Source organism: Streptomyces sp. NPDC001222 (assembly GCF_042896945.1).
GTDB lineage: Bacteria > Actinomycetota > Actinomycetes > Streptomycetales > Streptomycetaceae > Streptomyces > Streptomyces gibsoniae.
Genome location: NZ_JBIAXT010000043.1, coordinates 45,942 through 60,459, shown reverse-complemented (window position 1 = coordinate 60,459; position 14,518 = coordinate 45,942). Strand labels below are relative to the sequence as shown.

Annotated in this window: 12 protein-coding genes; 2 read left to right on the top strand and 10 right to left on the bottom strand. The window is 69.8% G+C overall.

What is annotated here, in order from left to right:
* Positions 1 to 151: 151 nt before the first annotated feature.
* From ACFY2Z_RS36785 to ACFY2Z_RS36745, 9 genes are all read right to left on the bottom strand, one after another.
* On the bottom strand, positions 152 to 901 hold the full coding sequence (locus ACFY2Z_RS36785; protein ID WP_390748338.1) for a LysM peptidoglycan-binding domain-containing protein: 750 nt from the start codon (positions 899 to 901) through the stop codon (positions 152 to 154).
* A gap of 524 nt (positions 902 to 1,425) precedes the next feature.
* Positions 1,426 to 3,132, bottom strand: a complete 1,707-nt coding sequence (locus tag ACFY2Z_RS36780; RefSeq protein ID WP_390748337.1) for a pyridoxal phosphate-dependent aminotransferase — start codon at positions 3,130 to 3,132, stop codon at positions 1,426 to 1,428.
* A 162-nt stretch (positions 3,133 to 3,294) separates the two neighbouring features.
* Entirely contained in the window at positions 3,295 to 4,449 is a 1,155-nt protein-coding gene (locus ACFY2Z_RS36775) for an aldose epimerase family protein (protein ID WP_390748336.1), read from the bottom strand.
* A 55-nt stretch (positions 4,450 to 4,504) separates the two neighbouring features.
* Entirely contained in the window at positions 4,505 to 5,749 is a 1,245-nt protein-coding gene (gene mmsB, locus ACFY2Z_RS36770) for a multiple monosaccharide ABC transporter permease (protein ID WP_390748335.1), read from the bottom strand.
* A complete protein-coding gene (mmsA, locus tag ACFY2Z_RS36765) occupies positions 5,746 to 7,296 on the bottom strand; it encodes a multiple monosaccharide ABC transporter ATP-binding protein (RefSeq protein ID WP_390748334.1) in 1,551 nt (516 codons plus the stop codon). Before mmsA ends, mmsB begins: the two co-directional genes overlap by 4 nt.
* Positions 7,297 to 7,339: 43 nt before the next feature.
* Positions 7,340 to 8,449, bottom strand: a complete 1,110-nt coding sequence (gene chvE / locus ACFY2Z_RS36760; protein ID WP_390748333.1) for a multiple monosaccharide ABC transporter substrate-binding protein — start codon at positions 8,447 to 8,449, stop codon at positions 7,340 to 7,342.
* Between the two features lie 50 nt (positions 8,450 to 8,499).
* A complete protein-coding gene (locus ACFY2Z_RS36755; RefSeq protein WP_390748332.1) occupies positions 8,500 to 9,465 on the bottom strand; it encodes a hypothetical protein in 966 nt (321 codons plus the stop codon).
* A gap of 129 nt (positions 9,466 to 9,594) precedes the next feature.
* Entirely contained in the window at positions 9,595 to 10,599 is a 1,005-nt protein-coding gene (locus ACFY2Z_RS36750) for a zinc-binding dehydrogenase (RefSeq protein ID WP_390748331.1), read from the bottom strand.
* Positions 10,596 to 11,753, bottom strand: coding sequence for a mandelate racemase/muconate lactonizing enzyme family protein (locus ACFY2Z_RS36745; protein ID WP_390748330.1), 1,158 nt, complete (start codon positions 11,751 to 11,753; stop codon positions 10,596 to 10,598). Before ACFY2Z_RS36745 ends, ACFY2Z_RS36750 begins: the two co-directional genes overlap by 4 nt.
* A 201-nt stretch (positions 11,754 to 11,954) precedes the next feature.
* On the opposite strand from ACFY2Z_RS36745, the gene ACFY2Z_RS36740 reads away from it, so the two are divergent.
* Positions 11,955 to 12,737, top strand: a complete 783-nt coding sequence (locus ACFY2Z_RS36740) for a hypothetical protein (protein WP_390748329.1) — start codon at positions 11,955 to 11,957, stop codon at positions 12,735 to 12,737.
* A gap of 69 nt (positions 12,738 to 12,806) precedes the next feature.
* On the opposite strand, the gene ACFY2Z_RS36735 is transcribed toward ACFY2Z_RS36740, so the two are convergent.
* Positions 12,807 to 13,259 carry a MarR family winged helix-turn-helix transcriptional regulator gene (locus ACFY2Z_RS36735; protein WP_390748328.1) on the bottom strand — a complete coding sequence of 151 codons (453 nt, stop codon included), beginning with the start codon at positions 13,257 to 13,259 and terminating at the stop codon, positions 12,807 to 12,809.
* Positions 13,260 to 13,364: 105 nt separating this feature from the next.
* Here ACFY2Z_RS36735 and ACFY2Z_RS36730 point away from each other — a divergent pair, with 105 nt between their 5' ends.
* Positions 13,365 to 14,387 (top strand): NADP-dependent oxidoreductase, encoded by a 1,023-nt coding sequence (locus ACFY2Z_RS36730; RefSeq protein WP_390748327.1) that lies wholly within the window; start codon positions 13,365 to 13,367, stop codon positions 14,385 to 14,387.
* Positions 14,388 to 14,518: the final 131 nt, after the last annotated feature.

Here is a 14,518-nt window from a genome sequence, read left to right as displayed (position 1 = left end):
TGGGGTGGGGCCCGGCCGGCCGGGGGGGGGCGGGGGGGGGGGGGGGGGGGGGGGGGGGCCGGCGGGGGGGGGGGGGGGGGGTTTTTTTCCCCCCGGGGGGGGGGGGGGGCGCCGGGGGCCCCCCACCACCCCGTATCACGATTCAGGCCTGTCAGTAGGGGCCGTTCACGTTGTCGATCGAACCGTAGCGGTGGTGCGCGTAGTTGCACGCGGCGGTGATGTTGGCGACCGGGTCGTAGATGTTCCACGACGTTCCGGGCACGTGGTACGCGTTGAACGTCGGCTGGATCACCTGGAGCAGTCCCTTGGAAGGGATGCCGGCCGCGGCGTTGGAGTCCCACAGGTTGATCGCCATCGGGTTGCCCGAGGACTCACGGATCACATTGCGGTAAATGCCGTTGTAGCTTCCCGGAATGCCGTTCTGCTTCATGACCGCCAGCGAGTGCTTGATCCAGCCGTCCAGGTTGTTGGCGTAGGTCCCGACCGTGGCGGGCGTCGCGGTGGTCTTGGCGGGGGTGGCGGTCTTGGCCGGCGCGGTGGCGGTCGACCCGGTGGGCAGGGTCAGGACCTGACCCGGCTGGAGGACGTAGGGGCTGAAGAGGTGGTTCGCCGTCGCGATGGCGGGCCAGCCGCCGGGCACCTTGTGGGCGCGGGCTATCGAGGCGAGGTGGTCGCCGGGCCGGACGGTGTAGGTCGCGGCGGTGGCCTTGGCGGCAAGGGCCGCCTTGATGGCCTTGGTGGCCTGAGCGGCCTTGGGGGTCTTGGTGGCCGGGGCGGCCTGGGCGGCTACGGCCGTTCCGAACAGGGCCGTGCAGGCCAGGGCAAGGGTGCCGACGGTGACGGCGCCACCGGCGGAGAACCGGCGTGTCCGGGACGAGCGCTTAGCGGCGTGACGGGGCATGGTGCGGTCCTCATTCCAACGGATTGCATTGAGCGCAGTTGCCGGTTCCCTCGGCAATCAGCACCGCATTTCGTCTTGCGTCGTCCTGCGGCGGGCTCATTGTTAGCCGTCGGGAATAACTAAACAATTACCCCTTTTACTAGGTTGCCTAGTTGGACCGGGGCATCGGACCGGATTCCCGTGCTGAATCCGCGAGGTTTAAGGGCCGCATAAAGCACTAGCGTGCTTCGTAAGTGAAGTGCATCACGCCGGATGAAAATCGGGAATTGGGGCTTTGCGATCGCACTTATCTAACAATTCGGACTAAGAGCCTCAATGGCGCGGATGGCTATGAAGCGGTGTTTTGTGATTTATAGGTTCAAATCGGGCATACGGTGACGGTGGGGAGGGGCGCGGAGACGGTCGACGCCCGGTGCATCGGGCCGCATACGACGAACGCCGTCGGCGGCCACGAGGAACTCCCTCGTGGCCGCCGACGGCGTCCGGTGCGCTACGGCCGAGTGGGCCCGGCGGGGGCGGGCGGCTCAGCCGACCTGGTTGTACATCGCGCCCGCCGCGGGCCAGCCCGTGGGCTCCGGGACCGGCTCCGGCTGGGTGCGGCCGCGTACCTGCGCGGCCGTGAGACCGCCCGCGGCGGGCATGCCGGGCATGCCGCGCCGGTTCTGGGCGGCCGCCGCGAGTCCGGGCAGACCCGTCTGCGGAACGGCCTGAAGCCCGGCCGCGGGTGCCGGGACGAACCCCGGGGGCATGGCGGCGGCCGGGACCGTCCCCGGCGGCGGGGCCATCGGCAGCGGAGCGGGAGCGGAGACCGGAGCGGCCGCCGCGGGGACGGGCATCGGCGCCGGGACCGGTGCGGGGACCGGGGGAGGGGCCGGGACGGCCATGGGGGCGGGGGTCGGCAGCGGAGTCGGCGCGGGCGCCGGGGCGGCGGCCGGCGCAGGCACAGGCGCGGGCGCCGGCGCGGGGGCCGAGCCCGGGGCGAGCTGCGGCATCGCCGCGGCCTGGGCGGCGAGCGGCAGCCCCGTCCCGTTGGTCTCGCTGACCAGCCGGTCCACGGCCGCCGTGCCCGAGCTGTAGCTGGTCCCTGTGCTCAGCTCGGGCACGGCGGTTCCCCTCCTGGCCCCGTAGAGCACCTGCTCCAGGGCGGACACCAGGCGACGCACGTCCACCTCGGGGCGCACCACGAGGCGCAGGAAGCGGCTGGACGAACCGATCTTGTTGCCGCACTCGCGGACCAGGATCCGGTGCTCGGCCAGCAGCCGATCGCGGACCACGGTGCCCTCGGCGCCCACCGGGAGGCGGACGAAGAGGAAGTTGCCCTGGGACGGGTAGACCGTCAGACCGGGCAGCTGGGAGAGCTGGCGGGACATCTCCAGACGGTCCCGGCGGACCTGGTGCAGGCTCTCCAGGTACTCGGCGCCGTGCTCCTTCAGCATGAAGACCACGTGCTCGGCGAAGGAGTTGAGGTTCCACTTCGGCAGCATCGAGCGGATTTTTTGTGCGAGCGCGGGGTTGGCGACCAGATAGCCGAAGCGGATGCCGTGCAGGCCGAAGTTCTTGCCGAGGCTGCGGAGCACGATGACGTTGGGCCGCAGCACGGCGTCCTGGACGACGCTGGGCTCGTTCTCGGCGTCGGCGAACTCCAGGAACGACTCGTCGATCACGATCAGGTCCAGGTGCGCCATCGCGTCCATGAACTGCACCAGCGCCTGCCGCGGCACGAACCCGCCGTCGGGGTTGTTGGGGTTGCAGACGACGGCGACGCGGGTGCCGCGCTTGCGGATGAACTCGGAGTACTGGGCCAGGTCCAGGGCGAAACCGCTGGACTCCTGGAGCGGGAACATGTCGACCCGCTTGCCGGTCTCCATGGGCTGGTCGGTCCAGCGGCCGAAGGTGGGGACGGGGACGGCGAGGGACTCGCGGACCAGCAGATGGTCGATCCAGGTGATCAGCTCGGTCGAGCCGTTGCCCATGGCCACGCACTGCGCCGGCAGCTGGAGCAGATTGCACAGCTCGGCCGTGATCGTGTCGGCGCTGCTCGGGTAGTACGTGATGATCTCGCGCAGCCGGCCCGCCATCTCGTCGTACATGGCGGGCGTCGGGAAGTAGGGGTTGCACGGGATGCAGAAGTCCACGGGCCCCGTTCCGTCGCCGCCCTCCCGCGTCAGCGCCGCCATCGAGGGGCTGTGCGCCGTCGCGCTGCGGAACAACGAGGCGACGTTGTCGGCCATGGAACCTCCGTATGAGCGGGCCCGGTGGGGACGGCGGCCCGTTGTCCTGGGGTGGCCCGCGCGGGGGAGCGCGGGCCACCCGTTCATACGGATACGGAGGGGGGGTTGTTCAACCGGTGTGAAACGCGTGTGACTTCGGGAACCGGTTCCACCTCCGGTGCGTCACGCGCTGAACGTGTGGATCGTCGTCGACCGGTACGTCTGCCCTGGCCGCAGCACGGTCGACGGGAAGTTCGCGTGGTTGGGCGAGTCCGGGAAGTGCTGGGTCTCCAGGCAGAGCGCGTCGCCCTGGCGGTAGGTGTGGCCGCCGGTGCCGACGAGCGTGCCGTCGAGGAAGTTGCCCGAGTAGAACTGCAGGCCCGGCTGGTCGGTGGCGATCTTCAGGGTGCGGCCGGAGTGCGGGTCGCGGAGGGTCGCGATGTGCTCGGGCTTCGCCGTGATGCCCTTGTCGAGGACCCAGTTGTGGTCGTAGCCCTTGGCCTGCACCTGCTGCACATGGCCCGCCCGGATGTCCCGGCCGATGGTCTTGGCGTGCCGGAAGTCGAAGGGGGTGCCGGCGACCGTGGCCAGCTCGCCCGTGGGGATCAGGCCCGAGTCGGTGGGGGTGTAGCGGCTCGCGGCGATCGTCAGCTCGTGGCCCTCGATGCCGCCGGTGCCCTCGCCCGCGAGGTTCCAGTAGGTGTGGTTGGTGAGGTTGACGACCGTGGCCTTGTCGGTGGTGGCCTCGTAGTCGATGCGCCAGTCGCCGTGCCTGGTGAGGGTGTACGTCACCGTCGCCCTGAGCGTCCCCGGGTAGCCCATCTCGCCGTCGACGCTGGTGTAGTGGAGGTGCAGGCCGACCTCGGAGCCCTTGGTGAACGGCTCGATGTCCCAGATGTGCTTGTCGAAGCCCTGCGTGCCGCCGTGCAGGCTGTTCACGCCGTCGTTGACGGACAGCTGGTGGCTCTTGCCGTCCAGGGTGAACCGGCCCTTGGCGATGCGGTTGCCGTAGCGGCCGATGAGGGCACCGAAGTAGGGGGTCTTCGCCACGTAGTCGTCGATGTCGGCGAAGCCCAGGGAGACGTTGGCGTAGCGGCCGTGCCGGTCGGGGATCTCCAGGCCCTGGACCACACCGCCCCAGTTCAGGACCTTCAGGCGGGTGCCGCCGTTCTCCAGCGACCAGCGGTGGACCTTGGTGCCGTCGGCCAGCCTGCCGAAGAGTTCCCTCACCGGCTTCCGGCTTCCCGAGGCGGCCTGTGCCGTGCCCGTGCCCAGGGTGGTCGCGGCGATACCCGCTGCCGCGGCGCCGGCGATGACCGTGCGTCTGTTCAGTTCCATGTGCGGCTCCCGTGAGGAATGGGCCCCGCCGCTGACCGGCGGGGCCCGAGCTGACCTACGAACCGGACTTGCGCTTGTTCCACACGTCGAAGCCGACCGCCACCAGCAGGGCGAGGCCCTTGATGACCTGCTGCCAGTCGGTGCCGACGCTGAGGAGGTTCATGCCGTTGTTCAGCACGCCGAGGACGAGACCACCGATGATCGCGCCGAGGACGGTGCCCACACCGCCGCTCATGGACGCGCCGCCGATGAACGACGAGGCGATCGCCTCGAGCTCGAAGTTCACGCCCGCCTTCGGCGAGGCCGCGTTCAGCCGGGCGGCGACCACCAGACCGGCCAGGGCCGCGAGCACGCCCATGTTCAGGAAGACCTGGAAGGTGACCCTCTTGTCCTTGACGCCGGACAGCTTGGCCGCCGGCAGGTTGCCGCCGATGGCGTAGATGTGGCGGCCGAAGACGGCGTTGCGCATCACGTAGCCGTAACCGACCACCAGGACGCCGAGGACGATGAGGATGATCGGAGCGCCGTTGTAGCTGGCGAGCAGCATCGTGAGGGCGAGGATCGCGGCGACCAGGGCGACGAGCTTCAGCGCGAACAGCCGCGCGGGCAGCACGTCCAGGGCGAACTCCTGCTGCCGGCGCCGGTCGCGCACCTCCTGCCACACCACGGCGGCGATCAGGACGAGACCGAGCAGCAGCGTCAGGTTGTGGTAGTTGGTGTTCGGACCGACCTCGGGCAGGAATCCGTTGCCGAGCTTCTGCAGCCCGTCCGGGAACGGGCCGAGGGTCTGCCCCTTGAGCAGGATCTCGGTGAGCCCGCGGAAGAGCAGCATCCCGGCGAGGGTGACGATGAACGACGGTATGCCGAGATAGGCGATCAGATAGCCCTGCACCGACCCCGCGACCGCGCCCACCAGCAGGCACAGCACGAGGGCGATCGGCCACGCCACACTGTGCTGCACCGTCAGCACGGCCGCGAACGCGCCCACGAACGCCGTCAGCGAGCCGACCGACAGGTCGATGTGCCCGGCGATGATCACCAGCATCATGCCGATCGCGAGGATCAGGATGTAGCTGTTCTGCAGGACCAGGTTGGAGACGTTGCGCGGCAGCAGCAGGTCGCCGCCGGTCCAGATCTGGAAGAGGACGACGATCAGACCGAGCGCGATCAGCATGCCGTACTGCCGCATGTTGCGGCGCAGGCCGTTCAGCACCAGCCGGAGCAGGCCGTCGCCCGTGGCCGATCCGCTCCTGCCCGGCGGCGCGGGGGCCGGGGTCTTGGCGGTCACATCCGTGCTCATCGGGTTACCTCTTTGTCCTTCGTCATGTGGCGCATCAGCACTTCCTGCGTGGCCTCGGCCCGCGGCACCTCACCTGTCAGCCGTCCCGCGGCCATCGTGTAGATGCGGTCGCACATGCCGAGCAGCTCCGGCAGCTCGGAGGAGATGAAGACGACCGCCTTGCCCTGCGCGGCCAGCTGGTCGATGACCGTGTAGATCTCGTACTTGGCGCCCACGTCGATGCCGCGCGTGGGCTCGTCCAGGATCAGCACGTCCGGACCGGCGAAGATCCACTTGCTGAGGACGACCTTCTGCTGGTTGCCGCCGGACAGCTTGCCGACCGGTTCGAAGACCGTCGGCGCCTTGATGTTCATGGACGTGCGGAAGCCCTCGGAGACCTGGCGCTCCGCGTGTTCGTCGACGATCCCGCGCTTGGCGACCTTGCCGAGCGCGGTCAGCGAGATGTTGCGGTTGATGGTGTCGATGAGGTTGAGGCCGTAGTGCTTGCGGTCCTCGGTGACGTACGCGATGCCGTGCCCGACCGCCTCGGCGACGGTCTTCGTACGGATCTCCGCGCCGTCCTTGAGCACCGTGCCGCCCGCGTACCGGCCGTAGGTGCGCCCGAAGACGTTCATCGCCAGCTCGGTGCGGCCGGCGCCCATCAGCCCCGCGACACCGACGATCTCCCCGCGCCGCACCTCGATCGACACGTCGTCGACGACCTTGCGCTGCTGGTCGATCGGGTGGAGCACGGTCCAGTCGCGGATCTCCAGGGCCGGGGCCGCGTCCGCCGCTCCCTCGTACGACGTGCGCTCGGGGAAGCGGTGGTCGAGGTCGCGGCCGACCATGCCGCTGATGATCCGGTCCTCGGTGGTCTCCGGCGCCTTCACGTCGAGCGTCTCGATGGACTGCCCGTCGCGGATGATCGTCACCGAGTCGGCGACCCGGCGGATCTCGTTCAGCTTGTGGGAGATGATGATCGAGGTGATGCCCTGGTTCTTCAACTCCAGGATGAGATCGAGGAGTTTGCCGCTGTCCTCGTCGTTCAGGGCCGCCGTCGGCTCGTCGAGGATGAGCAGCTTCACCGATTTCGACAGGGCCTTGGCGATCTCCACGAGCTGCTGCTTGCCCACGCCGATGTCGGTGATCCGGGTCTCCGGGTGCTCGTCGAGGCCGACGCGGCGCAGCAGTTCGGTGGCGTGCCTGAGCGTGTCGTTCCAGTTGATGAACCCGCGGGTGGCGTGTTCATTGCCGAGGAAGATGTTCTCGGCGATGGAGAGATACGGCACCAGCGCCAGTTCCTGGTGGATGATGACGATGCCGTGCTGCTCGCTCGCCCGGATGTCCCTGAAGCGGCAGATCTCTCCCTCGAAGAGGATGTCCCCCTCGTAACTGCCGTGCGGGTGGACGCCGGAGAGGACCTTCATCAGGGTCGACTTGCCGGCGCCGTTCTCCCCGCAGATGGCGTGGACCTCGCCCCGCCGGACGGTCAGATTGACGTCCGACAGCGCCTTGACGCCGGGAAAGGTCTTGACGATCGAGCGCATTTCCAGGACGGGTCCCGCCATGGTCGTGCCTTCCAGTCGTTGCGGTCGGTGGGGGATGCGTCGGCTACTTCAGCTGGGCGTCGGTGTAGTAGCCGCCCTTGACCAGGACGTCCTCGTAGTTGGCCTTGTCGACGCTCACCGGCTGGAGCAGGTAGGCGGGGACGACCTTGGTGCCGTTGTCGTAGGTCTTGGTGTCGTTGGTCTGCGGCGTCTTGCCGTTGAGGGCGTCGTCGACCATGGCCGCGGCGACCTTGGCGAGCTGGCGGGTGTCCTTGTAGACGGTCTGCGTCTGCTCACCGGCGATGATCGACTTCACCGACGCGAGCTCGGCGTCCTGGCCGGTGATGACCGGCAGCGGCTTGCTTCCCGAGCCGTAGCCGTCCGACTTCAGCGCGGACAGGATGCCGATCGAGATGCCGTCGTAGGGCGAGAGCACAGCGTCGACCTTGCCGCTCTTGTAGGCGGAGGTGAGGACGTCCTCCATGCGCTTCTGCGCGGTGGTGCCGTCCCAGCGCAGGGTGGTGACCTGGTTGAGCTTGGTCTGGCCGGACCTGACCACCAGCTCCTTCTTGTCGATGTACGGCTGGAGCACGCTCATCGCGCCGCCGAAGAAGTACTTGGTGTTGTTGTCGTCGTTCGACCCGGCGAACAGCTCGATGTTGAACGGGCCCTTCTTGCCGCTGTCCAGGCCGAGCTTGTGCACGATGTACGTGCCCTGCAGCACGCCGACCTTCTCGTTGTCGAACGAGGCGTAGTAGTCGACGTCCTTGGTGCCGAGGATCAGCCGGTCGTAGGCGATGACCGGGATCTTCGCCTGGGCGGCCTGCTGCAGCACGTTGTTCAGCGACTTGTTGTCGATGGCCGCGATGATCAGGCCCTTGACGCCCTGGGTGATCAGGTTCTCGATCTGCGAGACCTGGGTGTCCGGGTCGTCCTCGCCGTAGACCAGCTTGGTCTTGTACCCCTTGGACTGGAGGTCCTTGACGACGTTGTTGCCGTCGTTGATCCAGCGCTCGGAGGACTTGGTCGGCATCGCGATGCCGATGGTTCCGCCCTTGGCGCTTCCCGTGCCCTCCTTGCTGCCGCCCGAGCCGTTCTGGCCGCAGGCGGTCAGGGTGAGGGCCAGGGAGGCGGCGCCGGCTATCGCGGTGAGAGCGGCTCTGCGAGTACGCATGCTGATCAGTCCTTGTTCTACTCGTCGTGGAGAGGGGTGCGGCCGGCGGTTCAGGCGCCGGTGGGGAATCGGTTGAGCGAACCGGGCAGCCGGGAGCCGAGCGGCGCCATGCCGCCGTCCGCGCCGTGCCGGGCGAGCAGGTCGAGAGCGAGCCGGCCGCGCCGCACCCGCTCCCGGGCGGTGTCCAGGGTCACGTCCCGCAGATGCGTCCCGTAGGGGTAGATCCCGGGCGCCTTGGACAGGCCGAACTTCAGGTACAGCGGTGCGCCGCGCCGGATCAGCTCGGCGACCTCGTACATCCGCACATAGCCGCCGAGGTCGTCGGGGGCCTCGATGTACATGTCCATGGGGGCGGCGGAGACCCTCCGGATCTCCGTCAGGTGGTGCAGTGTCAGATCGCTGGGGACGTTGACCGAGTCGGCGCCGAGCCGCTCGTACACGGCGTACGAAGCCGGATTGACCGGGCCGACCAGGGCCGAGACCTTCAGGGTGGTGTCGGCCGGGATGATCCCCTCCTGCCGGGCGCGGTGCAGGGTCCACAGCACGCCCTCGTCGGCGACGAGCAGGCACTGGACGCCCAGCTCGGTGGCCCGTACGGCGTCCTCGACGCATCCGGCCACCGCGTCGTGACCGCGCGCCCGCAGGCCGGCGCCGCGCGAGTCGGAACGGACCGAGCCGCCGATGTCCCAGGTGCCGCGCGGGCCGGTGAACAGGCAGAGTTCGATGTCGCGTGCGCGGGTGGCCTCGACCATCTCGGTGATCTCGGCGTCGGTCAGCATCCATACGCCGCTGCCCTGGCTGATCCGGTGGATCGGCACATCGAGCCGCGAGGACTCCTTGAGGACCACCGCCAGCGCCTCGGGCCCCTCGCACGAGGGGATCTCGGTGCGCCAGCGGCCGCCCCCCGGGAAGGTGTGGGGCGAGGCGTCGGCGGAAGAGAGGGCGGGCCCGGCCAGGCCGAGCGTGGCGAGGGCCTGCTCACCGGGCCTGCGGGCGGCGGTAGCGGAGTCGGTCACGAGGTGTCCTTCGTGTTCGCGTGTTCGGTATTTCGAACATCGTTCGTGGCTTGGGGTGTGGGAGGGCCGGGCCCACGCCGGTACGGAGCTGTCAGGTGACTCCGTACCGGCGTACGCCTCCGGAAGGCGTCAAGGCCGCAGCAGGACCTTGCCGACCTTCGGATCCCCGGCCCCCACCAGCTCGATGGCCGCCGGGAACTCGGTGAGCGGCAGCTCGTGCGTGACCAGCGGCAGCGGATCGAGCAGCCCGGCGCCGAAGACCCGCACCGTGTGCGCCCAGGCGTCCGGCGGCGCCCCGAACACGGTGTGCACCTCCAGCTGCCGTACGACGAGGTCGGTGGGGTCGAGTCCCTCGGCGCCCGGCGCCGGGATGCCCGTCAGGACGAGCCGTCCGCCGCGCCTGAGCAGACCGGCGGCGGTGCGCGCCGCGGACGCGGACCCGGCGGTCTCGATGACGACGTCGATGTCGTCGGGGAGCGTCTGGTCCCGGGTGCGGAAGTCGGTTGCGCCGAACTGCCGGGACAGGGCCTCGCGGTCCCGTCCGCTGCCGACCACCAGCAGGGCGGCCGGGGAGACGGCCGTCAGGAACTGCACGGCGAACATGCCGAGCGTGCCGGTGCCGACCACCGCGACCCGCTCGCCGGGCTGCGCGTTCGCCTTCAGCGCGGCGGCCGCGATGCAGGCGGCGGGCTCCAGGAGCGCGGCGGCGGTGAGATCGGCGTCGTCCGGCAGCATGTGCAGCAGCCGGGCCGGCAGGGTCAGCGTGGCGGCCATCGCGCCGGGCTGGGTGAAGCCGGTCTCCTCGTACCCCGAGGTGCACAGCGTCGTCTCGCCCGCGTGGCAGCGGTCGCAGACCTGGCAGTTGCGAAAGCCCTCCCCGACGACCTTGCGGCCGGCCAGGGACCCCGGCACCCCGGCGCCGACGGACCGGACCGTGCCGGACCACTCATGGCCGGGGGTGAGCGGATAACGGACATATCCCTCGGGCCGGTTGCCCTGGTACACCTCGCGGTCGCTGCCGCAGATGCCGACCGCGTGCACGTCGACCAGCGCCTCGCCGGGGCCCGGATCGCGTGGCGCGTGCGCCACGAGCCGGTGCTCGCCGGGCCCCTCGACGACGACCGCGGTGCTCACTCGGTGCCCTTCGGCCGGCGCTGCTCCCAGCCGTCGGCCCACAGGTCGAACCGGGCCTGCTGCTGCGGGAACTCCGCCGCCGCGTCGGTGTCCAGCTCGACCCCCAGGCCGGGGGCGTCGGAGAGGTGGAAGTAGCCGTCGACGACCTCCGGCGCGCCCTTGACCACCTTCTTGATCTCCGCGTCGGCGAAGTCGTTGAAGTGCTCCAGGATCTTGAAGTTCGGCGAGGTGAAGCCGACCTGGAGGGAGGCCGCGGTGAGCACGGAGCCGCCCACGTTGTGCGGGGCGACCAGCATGTAGTGGGTCTCGGCGGTGGCGGCCAGCTTCCGGGTCTCCCAGATGCCGCCGATATGACCGACATCGGGCTGGAGGATGTCGGCGGCCTGGTTCTCGAACAGCTCCCGGAACTCGATCCGGTCGTGGATGCGCTCACCGGTGGCGACCGGCAGGTCCACCTTCTCGGCGACCTTCTTCAGCGCCTTGAGGTTCTCCGGCGGCACCGGCTCCTCCAGCCAGGCCGGCCGGAAGGGCGCCATCTCCTTGGCCAGCCGGACGGCGGTGGCGGGGGAGAAGCGCCCGTGCATCTCCAGCATCAGCTCGACGTCGGGCCCGATCGCGTCCCGGACCGCCTCGATGAGGGAGACGGAGTAGCGGGTCTGCTCGTGGTCCAGTTCGAAGTGCCCGGTGCCGAAGGGGTCGATCTTCAGGGCCCGGTAGCCACGGGCGACCACCTCCGTGGCGGCCTTGTGGTACGCCTCCGGGGTTCGCTCGGTGGTGTACCAGCCGTTGGCGTAGGCCTTGACCCGGTCGGTGACCTTGCCGCCGAGCAGCTGCCAGACGGGGACGCCGAGGGCCTTGCCCTTGATGTCCCAGCAGGCCATCTCGACGACCGCGATGCCGGACATCACGATCTCGCCCGCGCGGCCGTAGTCGCCGTACTTCATGCGGCGGACGAGGTCCTCGACGGCGAACGGGTCCGAACCGAGGAGGTGATTGGCCTCCGCCTCCCGCAGATAGCCGATCAGCGCGTCGGTACGGCCCAGCATCCGGGTCTCGCCGACTCCGGTGAGGCCCTCGTCGGTGTGCACCTGAACGTACGTCAGGTTGCGCCACGGCGTCCCGACCACGTGTGTGCTGATTCCGGTGATGCGCACGGCAGTTGCCCCTCCGCTGTTCGAGATTTCGTCACACGTTCGAAATGTTGGCGTGACAGTAAGGAGGGGGTGTGGGGGGTGTCAATGGGGCGCACTGGTAACGGTTTCGGCAAGACTTTCGAGAATTTTTTCGGTTCCCCACAGAACATTCACCGTGCGGCCTAGGAACGTGACGTCTGTGGAACTTAGTCTTCCGGCGTCATGGACTACTGCCACCCGTGCCGAAGGCACCTCAACGGCGCCCTCGCCTGCCCGGGGTGCGGCACTCCGGTCGAGGAACTGCGTGCGTACGCCGACAACGGCGCCGCGCGCCCCATCGAGCACGCCCCCCACGGTGACGACGGACGCGACGACAGCGGGTCCGACGACGACGAGGCGTCCGCCGAGGGCCGCGCCGCGCGACCCGGGCGGGCACAGAACCGCAGGCGCGCCCAGGGGCGCGGCGCGGCCGGTGACCGTGACGAGGGCCGTGACACGCGCTCCGGCCGTCGCGACCGCAAGGCCGCCGCGCACCGGCGGCGCCGGCGGCGGGTGCTGTTCGTGGGGGCCGGGCTGCTGCTGGCGGCCGGCGGGCTGAGCCTGGCCGAACTCGGCGTCGAGGCCCCGGGAACCACCCCGAAGACCGCGACCGCCGGGGACGAGACCGTGGACGGCGGGGCCGCCCCGGGGGAGACGACCGGGCCGTCCAAGGGCACCGCGGGCGCGGGGACCGGCGGTGCGGTCTCGTCGTCGGCCTCGTCCTCCGCCTCCCCCTCGGCGTCCGCGTCCGCGAAGGACAAGAAGTCCGACAAGGACAAGGGGAAGGACGGGGTCACCCCGTCGGCGACCCCGACCGGGCTGCCGGGCCGCCCGGACCCGACGCCCACCGCGACGGCGACCACGGCCCCGAGCGCGACTCCGACGGCACATCCGACGCCGACGAACCCGCACCCCACCCCGTCGCCGACGAAAACGTGCAATCGGTTCCTCTGGTGGTGCACGTAGGTCCTGGCTCCTGGCGCTCGGCGGCAGCGTCCGTGTGAACGGCCGCGGGGGCGGTCGTAGGGGCGGTCGTCACTCCTCGTTCTGGGGGGCGTCCCCCAGCATCCGGCGCAGGAGATTCCGCAGGGCCAGCTGTTCCTCGTGGGACAGCCCGGCGAGGGGTTCGCGGGCGAAGTCGAGGGACTCCCGCAGGCCGCGGGCCACCCGGCGGCCCTCCTCCGTCGCAGCCGCGACCTTCACCCGGCGGTCCGCCGGGTCCGGGCGGCGCTCCACCAGCCCCCGCGCCTCCAGCCGGTCCACGATGCCGGTGACGTTGGACGGCTCGCACTTGAGCTTCTGCGCCACCCGCCGCATCGGCAGCGGCTCCAGCGACAGCAGCCCCAGCAGTCGCGCCTGCGCCCCGGTGAGGGCATGCTCGGCCGCCGCCTCCTCGTACTCCTCGTGGAAGCGGGCCACCACCGATCCGATGAGGTCCAGGACCTCCATCGTGAGGGAGTCCATCCGGGGTGTCTTCTGCGCGGCCATGCCTTCCAGATTACCTCCTTACTTGACAGGCTGAAATATTTAGGAGCATCGTTGTTTCAGGTACTGAAGTATTCGTGCCCAACGTGCACGTGAGGAAAGGCCCCCATGTCCGAGACCCCCGCCCTCCCCGCCGTCAGCCGTGAATGGCACCTGCTCAGCCGCCCCGTCGGCTGGCCCGAGCCCGAGGACTTCGCCCTCGTCGAGGCGGAGGTGGCACAGCCGGGTGAGGGGCAGCTGCTCGTGCGGAACAAGTACGTCTCCGTCGACCCCTACATGCGCGGCCGGATGAGCGCGGCCAAGTCCTACGCCGCCCCGTACGAGCTGAACGAGCCCATGCAGGGCGGCGCGGTCGGCGAGGTCGTCCTCTCAGGCGTCGAGGGCATCGAGCCCGGCGACCACGTCCTGCACTTCCTCGGCTGGCGCGAGTACGCGGTCGTGAACGCCGAGACCGCCGTCAAGGTGGACGCGGAGGCCGCGCCGCTGTCGACGTACCTCGGCGTGCTCGGCATGACCGGCCTCACGGCCTACGCCGGCCTGCTGCGCACCGCCGCCTTCAAGGAGGGCGACTCCGTCTTCGTGTCGGGTGCCGCGGGCGCCGTCGGCAGCCAGGTCGGGCAGATCGCGAAGCTGAAGGGCGCCTCCCGGGTCATCGGCTCCGCCGGTTCGGACGAGAAGGTCAAGCTCCTGATCGAGGAGTACGGCTTCGACGCGGCCTTCAACTACAAGAACGGGCCGGTGAGCGAGCAGCTGCGCGAGGCCGCGCCGGACGGCGTCGACGTCTACTTCGACAACGTCGGCGGCGACCACCTCGAGGCCGCCATCGGCTCCCTCAACCGGGACGGACGCATCGCGGTCTGCGGCATGATCTCGGTCTACAACAACACCGAGCCCGCGCCCGGCCCGAAGAACCTGTCCCGCCTCATCCAGACCCGCGGCCGTATCGAGGGCTTCCTCGTCGGCGACCACTACGACCTGCAGCCGCAGTTCGTCCAGGAGGTCGGCGGCTGGGTCCGCTCCGGCGAGCTGAAGTACCGCGAGACCGTCGTCGAGGGCATCGAGAACAACCTGGAGGCGTTCTTCGGCGTCCTGCGCGGCGACAACATCGGAAAGATGATCGTCAAGCTCTGACCGAAGCCGTGACGTGCGCCGACCAGGGTCGTTGCGTACGACGGAGGCCGTGCCCTTGGACGTGGGGTGCGGCCTCCGCTCCTGTCCGGCCCGGCCTCGGGCGGTGGGATGCGGCTCGGTAAAGTCTCCGC

Coding starts and splice junctions, on each gene's coding strand:
- ACFY2Z_RS36740 (WP_390748329.1), top strand. CDS start 11,955: ATGGACTACTGCCACCCGTGCCGAAGGCACCTCAACGGCGCCCTCGCC.
- mmsA (WP_390748334.1), bottom strand. CDS start 7,296: ATGGCGGGACCCGTCCTGGAAATGCGCTCGATCGTCAAGACCTTTCCC.
- ACFY2Z_RS36735 (WP_390748328.1), bottom strand. CDS start 13,259: ATGGCCGCGCAGAAGACACCCCGGATGGACTCCCTCACGATGGAGGTC.
- ACFY2Z_RS36775 (WP_390748336.1), bottom strand. CDS start 4,449: ATGGAACTGAACAGACGCACGGTCATCGCCGGCGCCGCGGCAGCGGGT.
- ACFY2Z_RS36785 (WP_390748338.1), bottom strand. CDS start 901: ATGCCCCGTCACGCCGCTAAGCGCTCGTCCCGGACACGCCGGTTCTCC.
- chvE (WP_390748333.1), bottom strand. CDS start 8,449: ATGCGTACTCGCAGAGCCGCTCTCACCGCGATAGCCGGCGCCGCCTCC.
- ACFY2Z_RS36780 (WP_390748337.1), bottom strand. CDS start 3,132: ATGGCCGACAACGTCGCCTCGTTGTTCCGCAGCGCGACGGCGCACAGC.
- ACFY2Z_RS36730 (WP_390748327.1), top strand. CDS start 13,365: ATGTCCGAGACCCCCGCCCTCCCCGCCGTCAGCCGTGAATGGCACCTG.
- mmsB (WP_390748335.1), bottom strand. CDS start 5,749: ATGAGCACGGATGTGACCGCCAAGACCCCGGCCCCCGCGCCGCCGGGC.